Genomic DNA, 25,111 nt, shown 5'->3' with positions numbered 1-25,111 from the left:
GACGATCATCCTTACCGCCTCATAATCAGCAGCTTTCCCAGCATCCGTCAGAGGCTTGTGTGTGACGCGACAAAGGCTTGCGCCTGACGCTCTGCCTCGGTTGCAGCAAAGAAGAACCCACCACAAGACGGATTTATCCGGAGAAACCGCAAAAGCCCATCGAACTGAGCGCGTTCAAAGGAAGCATGGAGTATGACAACGAATTAGAAAAGTGGGTTATCTATGCGGAAATTGAGCAAGGAGATGAGGTAACAGATGTACTCATGATAGAGAACATGAAGGACGAGTACAAGGTGTACAAAAATCGGCGGATTGTCTTTAGCGGCACAGCCCAGCACCTGTACACGGATGTTATTTGGCCTATTAATGGAGCAATCACAATTTATTACTCTCTAAAGCTAAAGGATATAAAGCTGAATAAGGATGCGTCTAATATAAGTCATTAGAAAAGTTACGGGTTGTAACAGATAAATAATAAAGAGCCCTATCACACTCTATTTCTTGAGTAATGATATGGCTCTTTTTTTCTGAAATTGAGTTTTCCCATATAGGCATCTTCCGCCGGAACGCTCATTTGTAAAATATTATACATAGATACGACAGATGCAAATCGTATCTCGGTGCCGAAAGCCTCGTTCCTCGGTGAGGAAGAGGGTGTTCCTCGGTGTGGAACGACGTGTTCCTCGGTGCCGAACATACGCCATCTCGAAGAAAAGAGAAAAGAAGAGTATTATCCACTGAAAATCAAGCCAATACACACTCTTCTTCTAAAAGAGACACACAAACTGTCTATTGTCATGTTTTTTCCACGTCAATCGAGCAAAAATGCACGAAACAAAACACTGCTAAAAGCTGTATTTTGCCTTGACCCACACTTCCGAGTTGCGTTCATACAGACCAAACATACCCTCATCGCCGCCAAACCAAGCAAAACCGGCAGAAAGACGGACGAGGTCGTTAAGGGCATAATCGGCGGAAAAGCGGCTGAACCGTCCCTGATGATTCAAGTCGAAACAGGTAAGGGTAAAATTAATCGGGCCGCGAATTGGATATGCAAGAAAGTTTGCTTAGCTTTGTTCTTCTTAACAACAACGCTTTCTTTCTCATTCGAGAGGCGTAACAACAGATGCTTATGAATTACTTTATAGCCATACAGTCGGCCAACAAGGCCAAAAACGACATTGACGACATCGTAGAAGGAATGGGATTCCGAAACCTGACGCCGACAAGGAAGCAGAACGGCATGATGGCCCGTTTCACGGCCAAAGTGTGCGGGGTGGCACGCATCCTCACGAAGATGAAACGCGGAGACATCCTGTTCCTGCAATACCCCATGAAGAAATTCTACAAAACGGCTTGCGTCTTCGCACACCTGAAAGGAGCGAAAGTGGTAACCGTCATCCACGATTTAGGGGCTTTCCGCCGCCATAAGCTGACGCCGGAGCAAGAGAACGCCCTCCTGTCGCGCACGGATTTTCTCATCGTGCACAACGAAGAGATGAAAAAGTACCTGCTCCGCCACGGTTGCCGGTTGCCGCTGCATTGTCTCGGCATCTTCGATTACCTGTCGCAGACCGAACCCGCCCGATACGCCACGCCCCACCATCCCCGGTCGGTGGTCTATGCCGGCGGACTGGGGAGATGGAGAAACGAATTTCTGTACAAACTCGACCCTCACATCCGCAACTGGACTCTGGACATCTACGGCAAAGGATTTGAAGAAGCTTACGCCAAAGACTGGCGGCACATCGCCTATCACGGCTTCCTGAACTCCGAAGAGTTTGTAAACCGTGTGGAAGCCGACTTCGGACTGGTATGGGACGGCGACTCCATAGACGAATGTTCGGGCAACTGGGGGGAATACCTGCGGATAAACAACCCGCACAAAACATCGTTCTACCTGCGAAGCGGACTTCCCGTCATCGTATGGAGCCAAGCCGCCATGGCGCCGTTCGTGTCGGAACACCGCATAGGCATAGCCATAGACTCGCTGGCCGACATCGACAATGCTCTGGAAGCACTGACCGAGGAAGAATATGGCATAATGAAAGAGAACGCCCTGAAGATGGGCAGACAGCTGGGCGAAGGCTGCTTCATAAAGCAGGCACTCGACGAGGCTTTCAACGCATTGAACTAAAGGGAATGGAAACAAAGAAACAATACGATTACCTCATCGTGGGGGCAGGCCTGTTCGGCAGTGTCTTTGCCCACGAGGCCAAAGCGGCCGGGAAACGCTGTCTGGTGATAGACAAGCGTCCGCACACCGGCGGAAACATCTACTGCGAAGATATCGACGGCATTCATGTGCATACATACGGCGCCCACATCTTCCATACCGACCGGGCCGAAGTGTGGGAGTACGTCAACCGGCTGGTAAAGTTCAACCGCTACACCAACTCTCCCCTCGCTCTTTTCGACGGCAAGCTGTACAACCTGCCTTTCAACATGAACACGTTCTACCGGCTGTGGGGCGTGCGCACTCCCCAAGAGGCCAAAGCCAAGCTCGAAGAGCAACGTGCGGCGTATGCCCACATCGAAACGCCCCGCAACCTCGAAGAGCAAGCCTTGAAACTTTGCGGAAAAGACATATACCTCCGCCTCATCAAAGGATACACGGAAAAACAGTGGGGACGCTCCGCCACCGAACTTCCGGCATTCATCATCAAGCGCATCCCGTTCCGTTTCACGTTCGACAATAATTACTTCGACGACCCTTATCAGGGCATTCCCATAGGAGGATACAACAAACTGACGGATGCGTTGCTGGAAGGGATAGAAGTGCGCACAGGCACCAACTACTTTGAACAGCGTCAGGAACTGGACCGGATGGCCGGCAAGATTCTCTACACGGGGTGCATCGACGAGTATTTCGATTATTGCTTCGGACGCTTGGAATACCGCAGCCTGCGCTTCGAGCACAAGCGGCTGGACGATACGGACAACCATCAGGGCAACGCCGTGGTGAACTACTGCGAGCGCGAAGTGCCATACACGCGTCTCATCGAGCATAAGCACTTTGAGTACGGCACGCAACCGTTCACCGCCATCACCTACGAGTTCCCCGACTCCTTTGAACCGGGCAAGGAACCTTACTACCCCATAAACGACGAACGGAACATGCGCATCTTCGGGCAATATCAGGCATTGGCACGGCAGCAAAGCCGCGTGCTGTTCGGCGGCCGGCTGGCGCAATACACCTATGCCGACATGGACGACACCGTTGCCGCCGCCCTTGCGCTTTGGCGGACTACCGCTTCAAAAGATAAAAACGGATAGTCAGCCAGACGTGCTTGACGAAGAGTTCCAGTTTACGTCCGAACTTCCGCTTCCTCCAACTCCCGTAGATGCGATGCTCTGCAAACGTATCGGGTGTGGAGGGGTATTTATGACGGGGAATCACGTAATGCGAGGGGTATATGGTGATGTCATCAGTCGGATGCTGCTCCCTGTCTTCGGGCAGGCAGCCTTTCCTGCTGGCTATATTGAACATCACCACCGGTGATATAATGGTGTTGTAGCTGCCGTCGGCATTCAGGAAAGGAGTTGCCTGATAGTGCTCGAACATCTCCTTGCAGAACAGGTTTCCTTTCTCTCCCATGAAGAAAGCCGCCTGCAACTGCGTGTTCTCATTCTCGAAAGTGGTGACAAATCCGCGTTCGGGTATAAGGTGGTCGAAACGCTTCTTGATAAAGATGTCGCTATCCATATAGATACCGCCTTCGCTATACACGGCATAAAAACGTACGGCATCGGCAGCAAAAGCCCACTTCCCGGCCTCCAATGCCTCGTCTATGAATCGGCAACCGATGGCTTTGGCGTCCTGATACGTCCAACGCCTCACCCGGAAATCGGGCAACAGTCGTTTCCATGTCTCGAGACAGAGTTTTATTTCCACCGGAAACGGGTCGTCACTGAACCAACATAAATGAATTACTTTAGGTATCATAAGCTGTTAGAGTTTGCTTTCAGGTTACAAAAATACTATTATGCTACATTATATTCAAAAAAGAAAGAAATAAAAGTCCGTACATACTCAAAGAACACTATCTTTGCAACATTTTCAGAATATATGTTCTGATTGTATCAGAAAACCCAACAGGCTTACACTATGATTATCTTTGATTGTGAACGAATGAGGCATGCCAATTGCGGATTCTTCTCTTTCTGCAATTATCTGGCACAGGCATTGCACGAAGAGGCTCGCCAGAATCCGGAATATCCTTTGAGTTTTTACATGCCCAGAAAGCTTATCGGTTTGTGGGGAGACGACTACCGGTATATGAAAACAAATCATTTTCTTCATAAGCATTTCCTCTACAACCCGAACATCACCCTGTGGCACTCGTGCTGCCAGCTGACGCGCTACATGCCGCTCCGCACCAGAATCGTACAAACCATCCATGACTTGAACTATCTGTACGAGCCTGTCCCGCAGGAGGAAAAACAGTGCATCATCAAACGAATAGGGAAACATATAAAGAAGGTTTCGCAAATCGTTGCCATATCGGAATGGACCAAGAAAGACATCCTGAACAATTTCGACGTGAAAGATAGGCCGGTCAGGGTAATATACAACGGATGCAACGTGTGGAACGGTCCTGTCGAAGAGCCCAAACGAAAACCCGCCCGTCCTTTCCTCTTCTCCATCAGCTCCATGTATCCCAAAAAGAACTTCCACGTACTGGCATGCCTGCTGAAAGACAATGATTATGAACTGATACTTGCCGGCGCTCACAACTCTCCGGAGTATGTACGGCAGATTTACGAAGAGGCTGCACGATGGCAGGTGACGGACAGAATCCATCTGCCGGGTGCCATTCCCGAAAGCGAAAAGCATTGGTATCTGCGCCACTGCACCGCTTTCCTGTTCCCCTCCATAGCCGAAGGGTTCGGGCTTCCCATTATCGAAGCCATGCAATACGGCAAGCCGGTGTTCCTCTCCACACACACCTGCCTGCCGGAAATAGGAAAGGAGTATGCCTACTATTTCAATTACGACTTCGACAGGGAGGTGATGAGAAGCGAGTTCCGGAAAGGACTCGACGACTTCTACAACGGCCATAAAGATCCGGAGAGAATCAAAGCCCATGCACTGAGTTTCTCATGGGAGAATACGGCGAAGCAATATTGGGAAGTCTATAAAGAGGTGATTAACCGGTAAGAAACGCTTCTTCCCCCCCGATAAAACAGACCCCGAAAATCGGATATAACTCTTTTCAGAGTGTACCTCAAAAACGGACATCGAAAAAGTAAGAAAGTACGGAGACCTCGGGTAACCTCCCTCGCCCGAAATCACCGGAGAAGAAACCATCGCTTTTCAAAAGTATGCCGAAGGAAGCCGGAGAGCCTGTTTTACTTTTGCCCGATATTCTTTTGAAGAGAGTTCGGACAAACTCTTAAGCAGGCTCTGAGTTTTGGATATGTAAGAAACTTTGCTTAGTTTTGTCCATCAATAAACTGTTTATCATTTAATCCCTGAAGTTATGAGCTTTACAACACTCGGCAACCGCATCTTTACAGAGTCCATTCTTGAGTATCACAAGAACGACCATGTGGACACCCCTATCCGGAACCCTTACCCACTGAAAAGCATCGAGTACTACCTGTACCTGAAGAACTGGATCGACACCGTGCAGTGGCACTTGGAAGATATCATACGCGACCCCGCCATCGACCCGGCGGAGGCTTTGAAGATTAAAAGAAGAATAGACAAGTCCAACCAAGACCGCACGGACTTGGTGGAACTGATAGACAGCTACTTCCTCGACAAATACAAGGACGTGCGGGTAAGCCCCGAGGCCATCATCAACACCGAAAGTCCGGCATGGGCCATCGACCGCCTCTCCATCCTCGCGCTCAAAATCTATCACATGCGTCAGGAAGCGGAGCGCACCGATACCACTCCCGAACACCACGCCCGGTGCGAAGCCAAACTGAACGTGCTGCTGGAACAACAAAAAGACCTCTCCTCCGCCATCGACCAACTGATTGCCGACATCGAAGCGGGAAAGAAGTATATGAAGGTGTACAAGCAGATGAAGATGTATAACGACCCCAGCCTGAATCCGGTTCTTTACGGCAAGAAATGAGAATACTCGTCATCCGTCTTTCAGCATTGGGCGACGTGGCGATGACCGTGCCGGTCATCGACGCCGTGGCCCGTCGATACCCGCAGTTGGAAATCACCGTACTGAGCAAGCCTTTCGTGTCTCCCCTGTTCGGGCAGATGCCTGCCAACGTACGGTTTCAGGGTGTCGACGTAGGCCGGTACAAGGGAGCGGGCGGATTGTTCCGCCTGTTCCGTAAGCTCAGGAAAGAGAGATACGATGCCGTGGCCGACCTGCACGACGTGCTCCGTTCCAAACTCTTGCGCACCCTGTTCGCCTTGTGCGGCACGAAGACGGCACATATAGACAAAGGAAGGAAAGAGAAAAAAGAGCTTACAAGAGCGCGAAACAAGAAGCTGGTTCCGCTGACGTCCTCCTTCAAGCGTTATGCCGATGTGTTCGGGCAGTTGGGTTTCCCCGCAGAAGCGTCCTTCCGCTCCATCTATGGCGAAGGCAAAGGAGAGGCGGACCTTTTCCGGGCCGTCGCAGGTCTGCCCGACGGCAGGCATTGGATAGGCATTGCCCCTTTTGCCGCACACGCAGGAAAGATATTGCCCGAAAGCACCCTCACAAAACTCATCGAAGAAGTCGCATCGCACAAAGACCGGAAGATATTCCTGTTTGGAGGCGGAAAGGCCGAGGCGGAGAAGCTGGAACGCTGGAGCAAGCCCTACGACAACGTGGTGCCGCTGGCCGGAAAGCTGAAACTGAGCGGCGAGCTGGCCCTGATGAGCCACCTGGAAGTGATGGTGTGCATGGACTCGGCCAACATGCATCTGGCTTCGCTCACCGCCACGCCGGTTGTCTCCGTCTGGGGCGCGACGCATCCCTTTGCCGGATTCATGGGATGGGGACAAAGCCTTGACAATGCGGTGCAGACCGACTTGCCTTGCCGCCCGTGTTCCATCTTCGGCAACAAGCCCTGCCTCAGAGGTGATTATGCCTGCCTGACGGAGATATCCGCCCAAGATATCGCAAAGAAGATAGAATCAAGCCTGTGAACGCATGAAAATAATCGTCCTGCCCAAATACCGGTCGGCTTCCGACTTCGTTGCCCGCCTGCCCGAAGCGTTCGAGAAGGAGGGAGAAGTGATATATGCAGGCCGCAATGTGGTCAAGAGATTCGATACCGCCTACGGCGAGTGGATTGTGAAGCGATACAAAACACCGAACCTCATCCAGCGACTGGCCTATACGTTCTGGCGCAAAAGCAAGGCGGAAAGAGCTTTTCTATATGCCGGGAAACTGAACTCCATCGGGATAGACACCCCCGAAGGCATCGGGTATGTGGAATGCAGGAAAAACGGACTGTTCCACACCGGCTATTTCATATCCACGGCATGCGATTACCCGCCACTCCACCCGGTATTGGTGACAAGCACCGAGTTCGACAAACGGCTGGCTTCGGCCTTGGCCTCTTTCCTTGTATCCATGCACCGCAAGGGGGTGATGCATGGCGACCCCAATCCGGCCAACATCCTCTATCACACCGATGAGGAGGGGCGATTCCGCTTTTCCGTCATCGACACCAACCGCTCCGTATTCAAGGCTTCGCTTTCACGCAAGGAGTGTCTGGACAACCTGAAGCGGGTGACCCACCGGCGCGACTTGCTGCAATACATCGTAGAGGAATATGCCACGCTGCGCCAATGGGATGTAGGGCAGAGCGTGGAGCAGGTGATGCACGCACTGGGCAGGTTTGAGAAAAGAAGACAATTCAAACGCTTCCTCAAGCCCAAGCGTCCGTCCTGAAAGTTCGGCACAGACAGACTCTTTACCGGCTCTCTTTACCGTTCTCCCCAACGCATTCGATATTCGACGTAAGAAAAGAAGTCCGCGGGATACTTTCCGAAAGTCGACGACTCCTGCCCGGAAACATTCGCCGCCAAAGGGAGGAAACTCCATCTTAGCACCTGCGTTGTACATCGCAAGCCCTAAGATGTACATCGCAAGGCGCAAGATATACATCGCAAGCCCTGCGATAGAGATTTCCTCCTAATCTCTTCCTACTTTAGACAAGGCAGCGACGGACTTTACTCGCAGACGACGAGATTTTCCTGTTGCGCATAGTTCGCGCGGCACATCTCGTACACCAGCTTCAGCCATATCACGAAACAGGGCAATGCCTTCAAGGCATAGGGACGCACGATTTCTTTACGGATAAAGGCCGGGAAGAGGTCGGACGACGACATGCTCGTCAGCACGAAGGCAAAAACCATCAACGCCACGTCCCACTTCGACCGCTTCCAAGGGGCCGACCAATACCAGTAGCCCACTCCGGCAAAGGCGATGATATAAGTACTCGACTCGCTGCCCGTGCTGAAGAGCACCACGAACAGCAGCACCGAAGCCAACAGCGCATAGCGGAAAGAGGCATGCCTGTATTGCTCGCGGCGCAGATAGGGAAGACCGAAAAGAAGCAGGGCGGGGACTATGAGCCAGAGGTCGGAATAGGCGGCGCAGCCCGAAATCTTGCGTACCATGCCCAGCAGCGAGATGTTCTGGTAGCCCGAAAACATGTTCTCCACGTTCTTTGCCGAAAGGCTCTCCCACCAGCCGGCATACTGCGACACGATATAGTCGGGGCTGCTGATGAGCATGGGAGCCGCAAACATCACCGCCGCCCAAAGCAGCAGCCACAGCACGAACCTGGTCTTATGCCGTGAGAAAAAGAAAAACGCCAGCCCCACGATGCCGTAGAGCTTCACGAACGTTCCCGCCATGATGAGGCACGCCGCCCAGAACTCCTTTTCCTTCTCTATGCAATAGAAAGCGGCAATGATGATGGCCGCGACGGCAATGTTGAACTGCGACATGAAGAGTGCCGACAACAGCTCGTGAGCGCAAAACCAGTAGAGAAAGATGCGCTTGCGGTCGGGGAAAGGAAGCAGCCGCATGGCGTAATAGAGGCAGAGCGACAAGGCAATGTGCCAGAACAGCATCCCCACCCACTCGGGCAGCAGGGCGAAGGGGGCTATCACCAGACTGAAGAAAGGCCCGTAGTGGTTCGTGTCCCAATACTCGTCATAGGCCGCATAAAGCGGTTTCTGCTCTGTCGTATGCCAAAAGACATATCTGAAGATGAGGTAATTGTTGTGTTTCGAGATTTTCAGCAAAGATGCAACCACCGGCAGCAGGAGCCACAGACCGAAGAGGGTGCGGCCGTCGCTGAAAAAGGGTTTCTGCAAGAAAGCGCGAAAACGCCGCAACCGTGTCATAACGTCATTTTTCATACCATCGTTCATACCATTCATGCCGCAAAGATAGATAATTTAAAGAAGCCGGACGCTCCACATCCAAATATTACCTATATTTGTGCCTAAAAAAAAGTTCCTATGTTTAAAATCGGATTCGACGCCAAACGAGCGGCACAAAACAAAACCGGACTGGGCAACTACAGCCGGTTCGTCATCGAGAGCCTTGCCGAGACCATCCCTGTGGGGCGGTATCTGCTGTACGTTCCCCATCCCGGAAAGACAGCGTGCATGGACAACCTCCTTCAACGATACAACGTGGACATGCGTTGCCCCCGCACAGGCTTCTGGAAAAGGCTGCGTTCGCTGTGGCGCGTATGGGGCGTCACCGCCGACTTTGAACAGGACCGCATACGGCTGTTTCACGGCCTGAGCAACGAGTTGCCCCTGAACATACGCAAAGCCCGCCGTGTGCGCAGCATCGTCACCATCCACGATCTCATCTTCCTGCGCCATCCGGAGTATTACCCGTACATCGACCGCAAAATCTACGCCTACAAGTTCCGCAAGGCCTGCCAGAATGCCGACCGCATCATCGCCGTGAGCCAATGCACCAAGCAAGACATCATAGACTTCTTCCACATCCCCGAGGAGAAGATAGACGTGGTGTATCAGGGTTGCGACGCCAGCTTCAAACGCCCCGTCGACGCCGAAAAGAAAGAGAGCATACGCCGGAAGTACCGCCTGCCCGAACAATACATCCTCTATGTGGGAAGCATCGAAGAGCGGAAAAACCTGATGCTGCTGGCGCAAGCCCTGCCTTTCCTGCCCGATGAAACAAAGGTGATAGCCGTGGGCAAGCGCACCCGCTATGCCAATAAGGTAGAAACCTTCCTCAGGCGGAACGGGCTGGAACACCGCATGAGGCTCATCAGCGACGTGCCCTTCGACGACCTGCCGGCCTTCTATCAGATGGCCTCCGTGTTTGTATATCCCTCCAAGTTCGAAGGTTTCGGCATTCCGCTGCTGGAAGCGCTGAACAGCGGCACGCCTGCCATAGGCGCCACAGGCTCGTGCCTGGAAGAAGCCGGCGGGCCGCATTCGCTGTACGTGAGTCCCACCGATGCCCGCGCACTGGCCCAAGCCATCAACCGCACGCTCACCGAACCCGGACTCAGGGAAAAGATGATTACCGAAGGGAAGGAATATGCCACCAACTTCGAGCCGGAGAGAATAGCCTTGGATCTGATGGATGTGTACGAGAAAGTAGTATATGGCATATAAGAAGATATGAAAGTCATCGTAGACAACAAAATCCCCTTTATCAGCGAAGCCATCGGGAAGATTGCCGACAGTGTGGTATATGTCCCCGGCGCAGGCTTCACGCCGGAGTTGGTAAGAGATGCGGACGCACTCATCATCCGCACCCGTACCCTGTGCGACCGCCGTCTGCTGGAGGGTAGCCGGGTGCGCTTCATCGCCACCGCCACCATCGGGTTCGACCATATCGACACCGACTATTGCCGACAGGCAGGCATCACGTGGAGCAACGCTCCCGGCTGCAACTCCTCTTCCGTGGCCCAATACCTGCAATCGTCGCTCCTGCTGTTGCAAGAGTTGCGGGGCATGCGTCTGCCGGAACTGACGCTTGGCATTGTGGGCGTGGGCAACGTGGGCAGCAAAGTGGCGCAAGTGGCTCAGAGGCTCGGCATGCGCGTACTGCTGAACGACCTTCCGCGCGAAGAGCGTGAGGGAACGGCCGCTTTCCGGTCGTTGCAAACCTTGGCCGAAGAGTGCGACATCATCAGCTTTCACGTACCATTATATAAGGAGGGAAGATACAAGACGTTCCACTTGGCCCACGAGGACTTCTTCCGCTCGCTGAAGCGCCGACCCGTCATCATCAACACCTCGCGAGGCGAAGTGGTCGACACCCGTGCGCTCATCGCCGCTCTGGAGGACGGGCTGGTTTCGGATGCCGTCATCGACGTCTGGGAGCACGAGCCCGACATCGACCTTACCTTATTAAATAAGGTGTTCCTCGGCACACCCCACATTGCCGGCTACTCGGCCGACGGCAAGGCAAACGCCACACGCATGGCGCTGGATGCCCTCTGCCGCTTCTTCCACATAGAGGCCGATTATCTGATTTCGCCTCCCCCGCCGCCGAACCCCGTCGTCACCGCCGCCTCGCTTGCCGAGGCCTGCCTGCAGATGTACGACCCACGGCGCGACAGCGACGCACTGAAAGCCCGCCCCGGACAGTTCGAGGCGCTGCGGGGCGACTATCCGTTGCGAAGAGAAGAAGAAGCGTATAGGGTAGTGGTGAACGGATAGCGGTAACGTTAGCGGCAGCACAGGTTCGTCTCGCAGATACACCTGTCTACTCATCGCCAATCCCTCATCGCTAAGCACTATATACACCTCGTTTGCTGGATATATAGATGCCGCTCGGTGGACATATATCTCCACTGTGCTGGAAGTATATATCCACCAAAGGCTGAAAAACAGTATGTTAGGAAAAGGCTTTTGAATGGAAGTACGAGATGCGGAAAGATGCTCGCATAAGGTCACCGCAACAGTTGCTCTATCACCCTCGGATAGTGCTCGTACTCCAGTTGGTGGACGCGCTGCGCCAGACTTTGGGGCGTATCTTCGGGCAGCACGGGGCACTTCAGTTGGCAAATCACGGCGCCCTCGTCGTAACGCTCGTTGGTATAGTGAATCGTGATGCCGCTCTCCCGCTCGCCGGCGGCAATCACAGCCTCATGCACGCGGTCGCCATACATGCCCTTCCCTCCGAACTTGGGCAGCAGCGACGGATGTATATTTATCATTTTATCGGGATAGGCATGCAAAACATTGTCGGGCACGCGCGCCAAGAAGCCCGCCAGCACCACAAAATCTATATCATACCGGCGAAGCATGGCCAAAACAGCCTCCCCACTCTCCCACTCCTCTTTCGAGAGAGAGGCACAGGGCACTCCCAAGCCCTTTGCACGCTCCAGAACAAAGGCTTTCTGCCGATTTGTCAAAACCAGAGCCACACGGGCCGAACCCTTTTCGCGGAAATAGCGGATGATATTCTCGGCATTCGTACCGCTTCCCGATGCCAAAACCGCAATCTTTTTCCCCATAAACCCTCCTTTTGCTGCACAAAAGCGTGAAAAATGTGCAAAACTTTGCATTTAATTCATCAAATATTTGCGAGGAAAGATAAATATTCATTCCTTTGCACCGCAAAATTAAAGAAATAAAACCAATTATTAATTAAAAACTTAAAGTTATGTCTGAAATTGCATCAAGAGTGAAAGCGATTATCGTCGACAAATTGGGCGTAGAAGAATCAGAAGTTACTAACGAAGCTAGCTTCACTAACGATTTAGGAGCTGATTCTCTTGACACCGTGGAACTGATCATGGAATTCGAAAAAGAATTCGGTATCTCCATTCCCGATGACCAAGCCGAAAAGATTGGTACTGTGGGTGATGCCGTATCTTACATCGAAGAACACTCTAAGTAACTTTATCCATCGGTTTATAAACATGGAATTAAAAAGAGTTGTAGTAACAGGTCTCGGTGCCGTTACCCCCATTGGCAACAGCGTTCCCGAATTTTGGGAAAATCTGGTGAACGGGGTCAGCGGAGCGGGACCTATTACTTATTTCGACGCATCGCTTTTCAAAACCCGGTTTGCCTGCGAAGTGAAAGGCTTCGATGTAACAAAATACATAGACCGCAAAGAGGCCCGCAAGATGGACTTGTACACGCAATACGCCATTGCCGTGGCCAAAGAAGCGGTAAGTGATTCCGGGCTCGACGTCGAAAACGAAGATTTAAACAGAATCGGTGTCATCTTCGGCGCCGGCATCGGCGGCATCCGCACTTTCGAGGAAGAGGCGGGAAACTATGCCCTCACAGGCAAGGAAAGCGGTCCGAAGTTCAATCCGTTCTTCATCCCCAAGATGATTTCGGACATCGCTGCCGGACAGATTTCCATCATGTACGGTTTCCACGGACCCAACTATGCCACATGCTCCGCATGCGCCACTTCCACCAACGCCATAGCCGATGCCTTCAACCTCATCCGTCTGGGTAAGGCCAACGCCATCGTATCCGGCGGTTCGGAAGCAGCCATATTCGCCTGCGGCGTGGGCGGTTTCAACGCCATGCACGCATTGTCCACCCGCAACGAGGAACCCGAAAAGGCATCACGCCCGTTCAGCGCAAGCCGCGACGGATTCGTCATGGGCGAGGGCGGCGGTTGCATCGTCCTTGAAGAACTGGAGCACGCCAAAGCCCGCGGAGCAAAAATCTATGCGGAAGTGGCCGGCGTAGGCATGTCTGCCGACGCCCATCACCTGACAGCCTCCCACCCCGAAGGCCTGGGAGCCAAACTCGTGATGCTGAACGCGCTGGAAGATGCAGAGATGAAACCCGAAGAAGTAGACTATATCAATGTTCACGGTACATCTACTCCCGTAGGTGATGTTTCGGAAGCCAAAGCCATCAAAGAGGTATTCGGCCGGCATGCTTACGAACTGAACATCAGTTCGACCAAGTCCATGACAGGCCACTTGCTGGGTGCCGCCGGTGCGGTAGAAGCCATTGCAAGCATCCTCGCCATCAAGAACGGCATCGTGCCTCCCACCATCAACCACGAAGAGGGTGATAACGACGAAAACATCGACTATGACCTCAACTTCACGTTCAACAAGGCGCAGAAGCGCGAAGTGAACGTGGCCCTTTCCAATACTTTCGGATTCGGTGGTCATAACGCGTGTGCTATTTTCAAGAAATACGAAGAATAACATACGGTCGTGTTACGTAACCAAATAGATAAAATAAGGCTCTTGTTCCGCAAGGACAGAGAGTCTTATTTTTGTTTTTACAGAATCCTCGGATTCTTTCCCCGCAACATCAAAGTCTACCAGCAAGCCCTGCTGCACAAGTCCACCTCCCTGCGCTCGGAGAAAGGACGCCCCATCAACAACGAACGGCTGGAGTTTCTGGGCGACGCCATCCTCGACGCCATCGTGGGCGACATCGTCTACAAGCATTTCGAAGGTCGTCGCGAAGGCTTCCTCACCAACACCCGCTCCAAAATCGTGCAGCGCGAAACGCTGAACAAGCTCGCCGTGGAAATCGGTCTGGACAAGCTGGTGAAGTATTCCACCCGCTCCTCCTCGCACAACAGCTACATGTATGGAAACGCCTTCGAGGCGTTCATCGGCGCCATCTATTTAGACCGGGGCTACGACCGTTGCAGGCAGTTCATGGAGAAGAAGATTTTCAAAAACCACATCGACCTCGACAAAATGTCGCGCAAAGAGGTGAACTTCAAGTCGAGGCTCATCGAATGGAGCCAGAAGAACAAGATGGAGGTATCCTTCGAGCTTATCGAACAGTTGCTCGACAAGGACTACAACCCGATGTTCCACACCGAAGTGCGCATCGAAGGCCTGTCGGCCGGCACCGGCACGGGATACTCCAAGAAAGAGTCGCAACAGAACGCCGCGCAAATGGCACTGAAGAAAATCAAGAACGACAACGACTTCATGGAAGAAATCCTCGCAGCCAAAGAGCAGAACAGCCCGGCAGAGGTGGAGGAGGTTAAAGAAGAGATGGCGGAGACGGAAGGCGCCGAAAACACCGAATACGACTTCTCCAACCCCGATGAAGAGACGGAGAAAGCACTTATGGCAGAACCGGAAGAAGAATCATCCGAAGCAAATCCCCATTCTGCGCCCCTGAACCACTAAGTCACACTCTTCGGTCACCAACTTCAGCTTGCCGGCAACCTCTTCAAGCGGCATAGAGTCTATATCATTTCCTTTCAAAGTAATCATGCGGCCGAATTGTCCGTTGGCTATCAGCTCCGTGGCATGCCCGCCCATACGGGTGGAGAGGTTACGGTCGAACGGTGTGGGCGAACCTCCGCGCTGAATGTAGCCCAACACAGTCTCGCGGGTTTCGATGCCCGTTTCATACTCTATCTCTTGTGCAATATACTCTGCCGCACGCTTCTTGCCATCGGTTTGGATGCCCTCGGCCACCACCACGATGGAATAAGGCTTTCCCTTCTTCAGCCGGTTCAGGATGGTGTGGCCAATGTTATGGATGTCATAGGGAATTTCGGGAATCAGAATCACATCGCCCCCACCTGCCATGCCTGAGTAAAGAGCTATCCAGCCTGCCTTGTGACCCATCACCTCGATGACCATCACCCGCTTGTGCGAACTGGCCGTGGAGTGCAGGCGGTCAATGGCATCGGTGGCAATGCTGACGGCCGTGTCAAAGCCGAAAGAGAAATCGGTTCCCCAGATGTCGTTGTCGATGGTCTTGGGCACGCCAACGATGTTCATCCCTCTGGCGGCAAACTTGGCAGCCGTCTTCTGCGTGCCATTTCCACCGATGCAGACGATGCAGTCCAATCCAAGCTCCTTGGCATTCTTCTCTATCAATGCGGGCTTATCCACGTCGGACATCACCCCGTTCTTCTTGAACGGCTTCTCGCGCGAAGTGCCCAGCATCGTGCCTCCCAAGTTGAGCAAGCCCGACAAGGAACTTTCCGTAAAGAGTTCCACGTCTTTCGTCAGCAGTCCCTGAAAACCACTGTGAATACCCATTACTTCCATTCCATAATGATTGATGGCTGTTTTGCACACGCCGCGAATAGTGGCATTGATGCCGGGGCAGTCGCCTCCTGCGGTTAGAATTCCGATTCTCATAAGATGCGTCAGTTTTATCTCTCCGTAAAGATATAAAAAAAAGAGAAAAAAGATAGAGAAGAAGATAAATAAGATTACTTTTGCACTTTAAAACAAGATTTCACCAAGAACGATGAATGTTACAAGAATCCTGAATAAAGTCTATTTTTCTCCCCGTCTGAAAGAAATCGAGCAATATGCCGACCATGCCGGCAAACTGCAGCAAGACGTGTTGCAACGCCTCGTGGGCATGGCCACGGATACGGAATGGGGAAAGAAATACGGCTATGCTTCCATCCTCACTTACGAAGACTTCAAGAATCGCCTCCCCATACAGACTTACGAAGAGATAAAGCCCTACGTGACCCGCCTGCGTGCCGGCGAGCAGAATCTGCTATGGCCTTCGGAGATACGCTGGTTTGCCAAATCGTCGGGCACAACGAACGACAAGAGCAAGTTCCTGCCCGTCAGCCGGGAATCTTTGCAGGACACGCATTACAAAGGAGGCAGAGACGCCGTAGCCATCTATTTGGGGCAGAACCCCGAAAGCCGCTTCTTCTCCGGCAAGGGACTCATACTGGGAGGCAGCCACGCCCCCAACCTGAATACCAACCACAGCCTTGTGGGCGACCTCTCGGCCATACTGATAGAGAACATCAATCCGCTGGTGAACTTCGTGCGGGTGCCAAGCAAGCATACTGCCCTGATGGAACACTTCGAGCCAAAGATGGAGGCAATTGCCAACGAAACCATCAGCGCCAACGTGAGCAACCTCTCGGGCGTGCCGTCGTGGATGTTGGTGCTCATCAAGCACGTGCTCGAAAAGACGGGCAAGCAGAGCCTCGATGAGGTATGGCCCAACCTGGAAGTGTTCTTCCACGGAGGCGTGGCCTTTACGCCCTACCGCGAACAATACAAAGAGGTGATACGCAGCAGCAAGATGCACTACATAGAGACCTACAACGCCTCGGAAGGCTACTTCGGCACGCAGAACGACCCGAACGACCCTTCTATGCTGCTGATGATAGATTACGGCGTCTTCTACGAGTTCATCCCGTTGGAAGACGTGGGCACGGAAAACCCGCGCGCCTGCTGTCTGGAAGAGGTGGAACTGAACAAGAACTACGCGATGGTGATCTCCACTTCCGCCGGTTTGTGGCGCTACATGATTGGCGACACGGTGAAGTTCACGTCAAAGAATCCCTATAAGTTTGTCATCACCGGACGCACCAAGCACTTCATCAACGCCTTTGGCGAGGAGCTGATAGTGGATAACGCGGAAAGAGGGCTTGCCAAGGCATGTGCCGCCACGGGCGCACTGATTTCAGACTATTCCGCCGCCCCTGTCTTCATGGATAAAGACGCCAAGTGCCGCCACCAATGGCTGATAGAGTTCGCCCAAATGCCGAACAGCATGGAAGAGTTCGTGAAGACGCTGGACGCCACGCTGAAAGAAGTCAACTCCGACTACGAAGCCAAGCGGCAGAATGACCTGGCCCTGCAACTGCCTGAAGTGGTCGTTGCCCGCAAGCACCTGTTCCACGACTGGCTGGACAGCAAGGGAAAGCTGGGCGGGCAGCATAAAGTGCCGCGACTGAGCAACACAAGGGAGTACATGGAGGAGATGTTGCGACTGAACAGGTAGAAACAGCACGATTGCGCCGCCGACCGAGTATCCAGAATCTGTTATTCTAAAATGAAACATACATTGCTTTACATACTATTGCTCGTTGCCATCTGTCCGCTTTGGGCGCAAGACTCCTCCAAAGCAGCAGATGCTTACATCCGGTTCTATCAAAAATATATCAGCGAACAGAAGAACAGCCATTGCGCCATGTATCCTTCTTGTTCGGCATTCGGCCGCATGGTTTTCAAGGAGCGCCCGTTTGCGGAGGCCATCACGTTGGTTGCCGACCGAATGATGAGGTGCAGCCACGACGCGAAGTTCTACGACATCGCCTCTCCGCATGGCTACAGAAGCCTCATAGACTACCCATACTACCATACCCCCCACCGAACAGACTACCCCCTTCCGGGCACCGACATACTGAAACGCTCAACAGGAAGAGAAGACACACGGCTATTCATCAATCACCTCATCAACAGAAAAGAATATCAGACTGCCTTGCTCGAAATAGAAAGAGTACTCTTCTTCAATCCGCAGGCAAGCGATACGCTTTTTGCGCAAAAGTTGCTGTGCCGCCGAGCCACGCAAGGCATGGAAAAAGGAATATTCGAATACGAGACTGAATTTCCTGAACACATCCGGCAGTCGGACTACGTGGGGATGCAGGCCGCCATGCTCTACTACATCATCGACAATCGCCCCTCTGCCGCCGACATCCTCGACCGCATCATAGAGAGAAAAGGGCATACGGAGACCACCGAAAAGGCATATGCGCTAAGGGGTATCATAGAGGCCGATGCCCAAAGGTTTGCAGAGGCACGACAGTACTTCGCAAAGGCTTCGGCCACACAACCGGAAACACTATCCGCCAAGAACCTCGAGGTACTGAGCCGCATGGAACGGCAAAAAAAGAAGAGCCCCGCGCTGGCACGGATTCTCTCCATCATTCCCGGCGGAGGGTATCTCTACACCGGGCACAAAGGAAGCGCACTGACGGCTTTCGTCATCAATTCTTTATTGGGATATGCCACTTACACCAGCATCAAACAGCAGAACTACGGTGTAGCCGGCTTATGCGGTTTCATGTCCTTGTCGTTCTATATAGGCAACATCAACGGTGCGGGGCGCAGCGCTTCAAGGCACAATCGGAAAAAGCACAATACGTTAATCAAGCAACTTGAGAACTCTAACAATATTTTTATTAACTAAAAGACTTAATTTCATTATGTTTATCAAATTCATGAAATCGGTATTCTTCAAGCCGGTAACTCTGTTGATGGCCATCGCCATGCTGACAATGTCATTCACCCTGCCTAACGGTACGGTAGTGCTGAAAGCGGGAACCATCGTTCCCATGGAACTCATGAGCACAATCACCAGTGCCGGTGCACGCAGCGGCCAGATCGTAGACTTCAGAGTGCCGAACGACATCAAAGTGGATGGAAAGACCGTGATCGAGGCAGGTTCCATCGCACAGGGACAGGTGGTAAGAGCCAAGAAGAACAATCTGCTGGGTATGCAAGGTGAATTGGAAATCGCCGTAAGAAGCGTGAAAGCCGTCGACGGCACCACTATCTATCTGACTGCCGGCAATCTGAACGACGAAGGCAACAATCAGATGGCATTATCTATCATCCTGACCTTCTGCTGCCTCTTCGGATTCCTGATAAAGGGCGGCAACGCCGAAATTCCTGCCGGTACACAAGTCAATGCCATGGTGGGTTCCAACGTGGAAATCGACGCATAGAGACGTTGTTTCTATTATTTGCGCTTTCCATGCACACAAACCGAAAAGGCTATCGAAAAGTCTTTCAGGAGGATTCCTTCTTACTTTGGCCGATGAGCATAGCTGCTCCATGCCGATGTGTCAATTAATAATACCGTATAGCTTTTGAGAGGAATCCCCTGCGAGAGATACCTGTAAGGCGGTTTTGGTGGAGATATATCTCCACCAAACTGCATGTATATTCCGAGCGTGCTGCATCTATACTTCCAGTCGGGGACATCTATATAGCGAGCCGGAGCGAGGGAAAACACCCTCTAATAAGTAAATATTTTTCCTCCATCCCATCGCTGTTTTTCCAATAATCAGAAAAAGCGTTTGCGGATTATCCGGATTCGCGTTAAATATCAAAAGCGCCGTAGCGATAAAGAGACATAAATCGGAATTTGGTTATGCAGAATAGGCAGAATAGGCAGACAAACATGCAAGAATCTCAATAAATCATTCCGAAAAGTCTACGTATTCAATTATATATCTCTATTTTTGCAACCGAATACGATTTACAAAACAAGAAAGCGTTATGGAACATCAACTGACCGTCTACAACACCCTGAATAGAAGAAAAGAACTGTTCGTGCCCCTGCACGCCCCCCACGTGGGGATGTACGTTTGCGGCCCCACCGTCTATGGCGACCCGCACTTGGGGCACGCGCGTCCCTCCATCACTTTCGACCTCCTTTTCCGTTACCTCAAACATTTGGGCTACAAGGTGCGCTACGTGCGCAACATCACCGACGTGGGCCATCTGGAGCACGATGCCGACGAGGGCGAAGACAAGATTGCCAAGAAAGCCCGCTTGGAACAACTCGAGCCGATGGAAGTGGCGCAATACTACATCAACCGATACCACCGTGCGATGGACGCGCTCAACGTTCTGCCCCCAAGCATCGAGCCGCATGCCAGCGGACACATCATCGAGCAGGAGGAATTGGTTAAGAAGATAATCGACAACGGATATGCCTATCTGAGCGAAGGTTCTGTCTACTTCGACGTGGTCAAGTACAACAAAGACCATCACTACGGCAAACTCTCCGGCCGAAACCTCGACGATGTGCTCAACACCACCCGTGAGCTGGACGGGCAGGAAGAGAAGCGCAACCCCGCCGACTTCGCCCTCTGGAAGAAAGCGCAACCCGAGCACATCATGCGCTGGCCCTCGCCGTGGAGCGACGGTTTTCCCGGCTGGCACTGCGAGTGTACCGCCATGGGCAAGAAATACCTCGGAGCGCACTTCGACATTCACGGCGGCGGCATGGACCTCGTCTTCCCCCACCACGAATGCGAGATAGCCCAAGCCGTGGCCAGTCAGGGCGACGACATGGTGCGCTACTGGATGCACAACAACATGATTACCATCAACGGGCAGAAGATGGGTAAGAGCCTCGGCAACTTCATCACCCTCGAAGAGTTCTTCACCGGTTCCAACAAGCTGCTGGCACAGGCCTATACGCCGATGACCATCCGCTTCTTCATCCTCCAAGCCCACTACCGCAGCACAGTGGACTTCAGCAACGAGGCCCTGCAAGCCGCCGAGAAGGGACTGGCACGGCTGATGGATGCCATCCGCGGACTGGAGAAGATTGTGCCCTCCGCCACGTCTACGGTGGACGCGAAATCGCTGCGTGCCAAGTGTCTCGAAGCCATGAACGACGACCTCAACTCTCCGATTGTCATCGCCCACCTCTTCGACGGTGCCAAGATGGTGAACAACATTCTGGCCGGAAAAGACACCATCACCGCCGACGACCTGAAGGAGCTGAAAGAAACCTTCCACCTCTTCAGCTTCGACATCCTCGGACTGAAAGAAGAAAACGCCTCCAACGAAGCCCGCGAAGCCGCCTTCGGCAAGGTGGTGGACATGCTGCTCGACGAGCGTGCCAAGGCCAAAGCCAACAAGGACTGGGCCACCAGCGACAAAATCCGCAACGAGCTCACCGCCCTCGGCTTCGAGATTAAGGACGGCAAGGAAGGCAGCGAGTGGAAGCTGAACAAGTAATGAATTCTGCGTCATCCTCACATAAAACAGGGGCATTATGGAAGAAATTCTTTTAAAAGACAAAGTGGTATATATAACCCCACACACATACGAGATAAAAAGGCTGAACGGGAAATGGTTCAAATCTTTTTTTCAAACCGATGTCATAAACCATGTATATATCATCGACTTCATTCTGGCATGGATGATTGTGCTGTTTTCCTTACTGCAAATAAAAACAGCCTCTTTACATCTGTCGAGTCTCTTTGGCGGATTTCTCTTCTCTTTAGTGCTTTCTTTTTTAAGGTATTATCAACCTGTCTCTATTCCTGTGGGCGGAGTACGGAAAACATACGTCAACAACAACAATCAGTTGGTGATAGATTATATCCGCAAGAAAAGAAAGCTGAGTAAAGCCGTAAATCTGCCGGCAGAAGCATCCGAAAGAGAAAAGACAATCCATGAGCTGCAAGAAGCGGGAGTAGTAACGCAGAGCGGAGTCCCCTATCCCCTTCGTGATGAGACAACACGCGTACGCAAAACAGGTACATATACGACTGTCGTAAATACTTTTGTCAACATTGCATTCTACATCGTATTGTTTCATGTCGTTGCCGATGGACAGGTGCTTGGTGTCAGTTCGTTCAGTTTCCTCTTTTGTGTTTTTATCGGCATATTCAGTGTTTATAATCTGTATAAAAGGGTGAAAGCCGTTTGATGAAAAGCGGCCCGTATTAAAAGAGAGAATATCTTAGGCGCAACATGCCGTACCTAAGATATTCTCTCTTTTTTATCAACCTGTCAGTCAAGGCTTTTTTCTACCCTGCATACAAGCATTGTCAATACGGAATCATATCCGGCAAGATTCTCTCTTCATACCACGGGTCGCCAATCTCTTTCAGCACCTTGCCCATCTCTGCGCAAAGCTCTTTCACGATTTCGGCGTTCTGTTCGAGCGGGAGGTTGTGCATCTGGTAAGGGTCGTTCTCGTCGTCGAACAGCAGGCTTTTCACCAAGCGGCGGCTTTTGCGGTCGATGTAGAGCGCCAGCGTGTAGCGGGCCGACTTGAAGCCGCGCGACGAGGGGAAGTAAGAACGAACCAGCCCCTCGGCATCCTTTTCTCCATCCATGTTCTGAATGTAAAGCGCACCGGAAGGACGCACAATTTCGGCCTTTTCATCGAAGAAAAGCGGTGCATAGTTGCGTCCCTGCACCTCTGCGGGAATGGAGTCGGAAAGGCCGGATAACCCCAGCAGCGTGGGCATGATGTCGGGCGAAGAGAGTATCAGGTTGTCTACGCGCGGTTTCACCTTCTGCGGATAGCGAACCAGAAAAGGTATGTTCATGGATTCGGAGTAGGGCGAGTTCTTCGGGTCGTCCGTGCGCTGGCTGCACATGGTTTCGCCGTGGTCGGAGGCAAACACAACGATGGTGTTCTCTTCCATCCCAAGCTCTTTCAATGCGTCGAGAATCTGCCCGAAGGCACGGTCTACGCCGGTGACGGAGGCGAAGTAATAAGGCGCGCTTCCGGCTTTGTGCATCGTGGGGTCGGCATTCGGACGAACGAGGAGACTGTCAAGCGAGCGGTTCTTGTAGAGGTCGAAGTCCTGCTCCATGCAGTCGTCCAACGAGCGATACGGGCTGTGCGGCGGATTCATGCCCACCATGATGAAGAAAGGCTTCTTGGGATTGCGCACGCCGCCCTCGTTCTTCAGATAAGAGACCACTTTGCCCGCCTCGTGCAACGGCGACCACTCGTGCGGGTCGTGACGCCGGCCTTCGGTGTCCCAATAGTGCGGGTTCTTATGTTCGTCGAAAGTTCCGTAAGCATACCAATGGTTGAAGCCGTGGCGGCGCGACGGGGGCGTGTAGGCATCCCATGCGGGTACGCGGTCTTCCACATAGCGGCCGGGACGTTCGGGGTCGTTGGGCGTGGGGAAGTCGGCATGCAGCTTGCCGAAATAGGCACAATCATATCCGGCACGGGCGAACACGTCGCTCACGCACACGGCATCCTCGCGCAGCGAACTGATGGGGCGGCTTGCATTACAGTTCAGGGGCACACCGCTTTTGTTGGGATACATGCCCGTGAGCAACGAGCCGCGATGCGGACTGCTCAACGGGCAGTTGCTCATGGCCGAAGTCAGCACCATCGACTGCCGTGCGAAGTCGTTCAGCCGGGGAGTGTGCACCGGGTCGTTACGGAAGTTCACCTTATCCCGAAACCCTTCCTGCCCCCAGAACTCCATTGCCTGATTGCGCATCTGGTCGGGGAACACGTAGATGACGTTGGGGCGGACGGCTTCTGCCGCCTGCCGGGCTTTGCAGCCTTGCAGGGCAAGCAGTGCCACACTGCCTGCCAATATGCCGTATCCTGTTTTCATTTCTCCAAGTCTCTTTTACGTTTCAATCCTTCGAGGAAGTAGTAGTCGGCGTAGTTCAGGGGCACGTCGATTTCGGCACCGTGGGGAATGCTGCCTACGGAGTGCATCAGGATGAAGTTCCCGTTGGTTCCCACTGCGGCACGGTAGGCAGGCGAAGCAAGGCTTTCCATCACCTTGTCTGCCGTCTCCTTGTAGCCCTTGCCGGGCAGGTAGGTACTCAATTCATACAGGGCGGAAGCCGTACAGGCAGCTGCCGAAGCATCGCGAGGCTCATTGGGGATGCCGGGAGCGTCGAAGTCCCAATACGGAACCAAGTCTTCCGGAAGATTCTTGTGGTTGAAGATGAAGCCGTAAATCTTTTCAGCCTGCTCCAGATAGCGTGCGTCGCGCGTGTAGCGGTAGCACATGGTGTAGCCGTACAATGCCCAAGCCTGACCGCGTGCCCAAGCCGATTCGTCGGCATATCCCTGCGCCGTTTGCCGGTTGCGCACTTCGCCGGTTTCGGGGTCGTAGTCCACCACGTGATAGCAACTGTTATCGGCACGGAAATGGTGGGCCAGCGTGGTGTCGGCATGTTTCTTGGCTATATGATAATAGGTAGAATCGCCCGACAGTAAAGACGCCTCGAACAGCAGTTCCAGATTCATCATGTTGTCGATGATGACGGGACACTTCCAGCCGCGTTCTGCCTGCCAGCCCTTGTCCGCATCCCACGACTGGAGCACGCCGGCTGCCGGACGGAAACGGGTGGAGAGCGATTTCGCCGCCTGCACAACGACCGGCTTGTAGACTTCTTTCCGTGCAAAACGGTATCCGTTCAGATAGCTGGAGCCTATCATGAAGCCCACGTCGTGATGCCACGTCAGGTATTGCACGGAGTCGAGCGCTTCGGTATACTTCTCGGCAAGCGGCAGCCATTTCTTGTCGCCCGTCAGCTCGTAGGTGTACCACATGTTGCCGGGGAAGAAGCCCGAACACCAGTCGTCTATGGGCACGTAAACGATGTTGCCGTCCTTGTCCACTGTACGTGGATTGAGGACTTTGCCCGATTGCTCGATAATGTCCGTCTGGAGCGTTTCCTGCTTCACGGCGTTGTCTATGTTCTCCCGGATGAAGTCGTTTCCGGTCTGCTTCCGGCTTGCGCAGCCGGTCAATACGAAAAGGGAAATACCCAATGTAGCGAGTACTGTTTTCATGATAAAATGGGTTATTATGGTTTATGACATTTTTTCTACTTGCAAAGGTAGAAGAAAGACACCGGCCGCACCCTCCTAAATAATCCAATAAATGGATAAAATCGTTATTTTGCACCCCGTGGATATGCCACACGG

23 protein-coding genes and 1 pseudogene are annotated in these 25,111 nt (G+C 52.7%); 17 read left to right on the top strand and 7 right to left on the bottom strand.

Annotated elements, in window-relative coordinates; genetic code table 11:
- Nucleotides 1-77: 77 nt before the first annotated feature.
- Nucleotides 78-446, top strand: coding sequence for a hypothetical protein (locus C3V43_RS10120; RefSeq protein WP_106069705.1), 369 nt, complete (start codon nucleotides 78-80; stop codon nucleotides 444-446).
- Between the two features lie 399 nt (nucleotides 447-845).
- On the opposite strand, the pseudogene C3V43_RS14820 reads toward C3V43_RS10120, so the two are convergent.
- Nucleotides 846-1,019, bottom strand: a pseudogene (locus C3V43_RS14820) (DUF1302 family protein); the annotation flags it as partial.
- 113 nt (nucleotides 1,020-1,132) lie between these two features.
- Here C3V43_RS14820 and C3V43_RS10115 point away from each other — a divergent pair.
- Both C3V43_RS10115 and glf read left to right on the top strand, forming a co-directional pair.
- On the top strand, nucleotides 1,133-2,137 hold the full coding sequence (locus C3V43_RS10115) for a glycosyltransferase (protein WP_106069704.1): 1,005 nt from the start codon (nucleotides 1,133-1,135) through the stop codon (nucleotides 2,135-2,137).
- A gap of 5 nt (nucleotides 2,138-2,142) precedes the next feature.
- A complete protein-coding gene (gene glf / locus C3V43_RS10110) occupies nucleotides 2,143-3,276 on the top strand; it encodes a UDP-galactopyranose mutase (protein ID WP_106069703.1) in 1,134 nt (377 codons plus the stop codon).
- On the opposite strand, the gene C3V43_RS10105 is transcribed toward glf, so the two are convergent.
- Nucleotides 3,248-3,946 carry a glycosyltransferase family 32 protein gene (locus tag C3V43_RS10105; RefSeq protein WP_106069702.1) on the bottom strand — a complete coding sequence of 233 codons (699 nt, stop codon included), beginning with the start codon at nucleotides 3,944-3,946 and terminating at the stop codon, nucleotides 3,248-3,250. The two genes, glf and C3V43_RS10105, sit on opposite strands and share 29 nt — an antisense overlap.
- Before the next feature lie 162 nt (nucleotides 3,947-4,108).
- On the opposite strand from C3V43_RS10105, the gene C3V43_RS10100 reads away from it, so the two are divergent.
- The 4 genes from C3V43_RS10100 to C3V43_RS10085 all read left to right on the top strand — a co-directional run bounded on the left by C3V43_RS10100 (nucleotide 4,109) and on the right by C3V43_RS10085 (nucleotide 7,859).
- Nucleotides 4,109-5,161, top strand: coding sequence for a glycosyltransferase family 4 protein (locus C3V43_RS10100; RefSeq protein WP_129588749.1), 1,053 nt, complete (start codon nucleotides 4,109-4,111; stop codon nucleotides 5,159-5,161).
- Between the two features lie 322 nt (nucleotides 5,162-5,483).
- Nucleotides 5,484-6,089 carry a DUF4254 domain-containing protein gene (locus tag C3V43_RS10095; protein WP_106069700.1) on the top strand — a complete coding sequence of 202 codons (606 nt, stop codon included), beginning with the start codon at nucleotides 5,484-5,486 and terminating at the stop codon, nucleotides 6,087-6,089.
- Entirely contained in the window at nucleotides 6,086-7,108 is a 1,023-nt protein-coding gene (locus C3V43_RS10090) for a glycosyltransferase family 9 protein (RefSeq protein ID WP_106069699.1), read from the top strand. The genes C3V43_RS10095 and C3V43_RS10090 overlap by 4 nt, the downstream gene beginning before the upstream one ends.
- Before the next feature lie 4 nt (nucleotides 7,109-7,112).
- Nucleotides 7,113-7,859, top strand: coding sequence for a lipopolysaccharide kinase InaA family protein (locus tag C3V43_RS10085; protein ID WP_106069698.1), 747 nt, complete (start codon nucleotides 7,113-7,115; stop codon nucleotides 7,857-7,859).
- A 281-nt stretch (nucleotides 7,860-8,140) separates the two neighbouring features.
- Here the strand turns inward: C3V43_RS10085 and C3V43_RS10080 are convergent, their stop codons facing one another.
- On the bottom strand, nucleotides 8,141-9,340 hold the full coding sequence (locus tag C3V43_RS10080; protein WP_394336137.1) for a glycosyltransferase family 87 protein: 1,200 nt from the start codon (nucleotides 9,338-9,340) through the stop codon (nucleotides 8,141-8,143).
- Between the two features lie 102 nt (nucleotides 9,341-9,442).
- Here C3V43_RS10080 and C3V43_RS10075 point away from each other — a divergent pair, with 102 nt between their 5' ends.
- The gene (locus C3V43_RS10075; RefSeq protein ID WP_106069697.1) at nucleotides 9,443-10,585 is read left to right on the top strand and encodes a glycosyltransferase family 4 protein; all 1,143 of its coding nucleotides are present in this window, start codon (nucleotides 9,443-9,445) and stop codon (nucleotides 10,583-10,585) included.
- A gap of 6 nt (nucleotides 10,586-10,591) precedes the next feature.
- A complete protein-coding gene (gene pdxB / locus C3V43_RS10070) occupies nucleotides 10,592-11,638 on the top strand; it encodes a 4-phosphoerythronate dehydrogenase PdxB (RefSeq protein ID WP_106069696.1) in 1,047 nt (348 codons plus the stop codon).
- Between the two features lie 233 nt (nucleotides 11,639-11,871).
- Here the strand turns inward: pdxB and purN are convergent, their stop codons facing one another.
- Entirely contained in the window at nucleotides 11,872-12,438 is a 567-nt protein-coding gene (purN, locus tag C3V43_RS10065; RefSeq protein ID WP_106069695.1) for a phosphoribosylglycinamide formyltransferase, read from the bottom strand.
- 149 nt (nucleotides 12,439-12,587) lie between these two features.
- Between purN and C3V43_RS10060 the strand changes: the two genes are divergently transcribed.
- The 3 genes from C3V43_RS10060 to rnc are packed head-to-tail and all read left to right on the top strand — an operon-like array spanning nucleotide 12,588 to nucleotide 15,063.
- Entirely contained in the window at nucleotides 12,588-12,824 is a 237-nt protein-coding gene (locus C3V43_RS10060) for an acyl carrier protein (protein WP_106069694.1), read from the top strand.
- A gap of 22 nt (nucleotides 12,825-12,846) precedes the next feature.
- Entirely contained in the window at nucleotides 12,847-14,112 is a 1,266-nt protein-coding gene (gene fabF / locus C3V43_RS10055; RefSeq protein WP_106069693.1) for a beta-ketoacyl-ACP synthase II, read from the top strand.
- Between the two features lie 9 nt (nucleotides 14,113-14,121).
- The gene (gene rnc, locus C3V43_RS10050; RefSeq protein WP_106069692.1) at nucleotides 14,122-15,063 is read left to right on the top strand and encodes a ribonuclease III; all 942 of its coding nucleotides are present in this window, start codon (nucleotides 14,122-14,124) and stop codon (nucleotides 15,061-15,063) included.
- Here rnc and C3V43_RS10045 read toward each other — a convergent pair.
- The gene (locus tag C3V43_RS10045) at nucleotides 15,022-16,032 is read right to left on the bottom strand and encodes an ATP-dependent 6-phosphofructokinase (RefSeq protein ID WP_106069691.1); all 1,011 of its coding nucleotides are present in this window, start codon (nucleotides 16,030-16,032) and stop codon (nucleotides 15,022-15,024) included. The genes rnc and C3V43_RS10045 overlap by 42 nt on opposite strands.
- A gap of 112 nt (nucleotides 16,033-16,144) precedes the next feature.
- Here C3V43_RS10045 and C3V43_RS10040 point away from each other — a divergent pair, with 112 nt between their 5' ends.
- The 5 genes from C3V43_RS10040 to C3V43_RS10020 all read left to right on the top strand — a co-directional run bounded on the left by C3V43_RS10040 (nucleotide 16,145) and on the right by C3V43_RS10020 (nucleotide 22,114).
- Nucleotides 16,145-17,656 carry a GH3 auxin-responsive promoter family protein gene (locus C3V43_RS10040; RefSeq protein ID WP_106069690.1) on the top strand — a complete coding sequence of 504 codons (1,512 nt, stop codon included), beginning with the start codon at nucleotides 16,145-16,147 and terminating at the stop codon, nucleotides 17,654-17,656.
- 51 nt (nucleotides 17,657-17,707) lie between these two features.
- On the top strand, nucleotides 17,708-18,847 hold the full coding sequence (gene yidD / locus C3V43_RS10035) for a membrane protein insertion efficiency factor YidD (RefSeq protein ID WP_106069689.1): 1,140 nt from the start codon (nucleotides 17,708-17,710) through the stop codon (nucleotides 18,845-18,847).
- A gap of 16 nt (nucleotides 18,848-18,863) precedes the next feature.
- Entirely contained in the window at nucleotides 18,864-19,385 is a 522-nt protein-coding gene (locus C3V43_RS10030; RefSeq protein ID WP_106069688.1) for a hypothetical protein, read from the top strand.
- 556 nt (nucleotides 19,386-19,941) lie between these two features.
- Nucleotides 19,942-21,417 carry a cysteine--tRNA ligase gene (cysS, locus tag C3V43_RS10025; protein ID WP_106069687.1) on the top strand — a complete coding sequence of 492 codons (1,476 nt, stop codon included), beginning with the start codon at nucleotides 19,942-19,944 and terminating at the stop codon, nucleotides 21,415-21,417.
- A 37-nt stretch (nucleotides 21,418-21,454) separates the two neighbouring features.
- A complete protein-coding gene (locus tag C3V43_RS10020) occupies nucleotides 21,455-22,114 on the top strand; it encodes a hypothetical protein (protein ID WP_106069686.1) in 660 nt (219 codons plus the stop codon).
- A gap of 121 nt (nucleotides 22,115-22,235) precedes the next feature.
- On the opposite strand, the gene C3V43_RS10015 is transcribed toward C3V43_RS10020, so the two are convergent.
- Both C3V43_RS10015 and C3V43_RS10010 read right to left on the bottom strand, forming a co-directional pair.
- Nucleotides 22,236-23,780 carry a sulfatase family protein gene (locus C3V43_RS10015; RefSeq protein WP_106069685.1) on the bottom strand — a complete coding sequence of 515 codons (1,545 nt, stop codon included), beginning with the start codon at nucleotides 23,778-23,780 and terminating at the stop codon, nucleotides 22,236-22,238.
- On the bottom strand, nucleotides 23,777-24,976 hold the full coding sequence (locus C3V43_RS10010; protein WP_106069684.1) for a glycoside hydrolase family 88 protein: 1,200 nt from the start codon (nucleotides 24,974-24,976) through the stop codon (nucleotides 23,777-23,779). Before C3V43_RS10010 ends, C3V43_RS10015 begins: the two co-directional genes overlap by 4 nt.
- Nucleotides 24,977-25,111: the final 135 nt, after the last annotated feature.

This window comes from Prevotella heparinolytica, from assembly GCF_002998535.1.
Taxonomy (GTDB): Bacteria; Bacteroidota; Bacteroidia; order Bacteroidales; family Bacteroidaceae; genus Bacteroides; species Bacteroides heparinolyticus.
The sequence above is the reverse complement of the archived record's forward strand: the minus strand, read 5'-3'. Positions and strand labels throughout refer to the sequence as shown.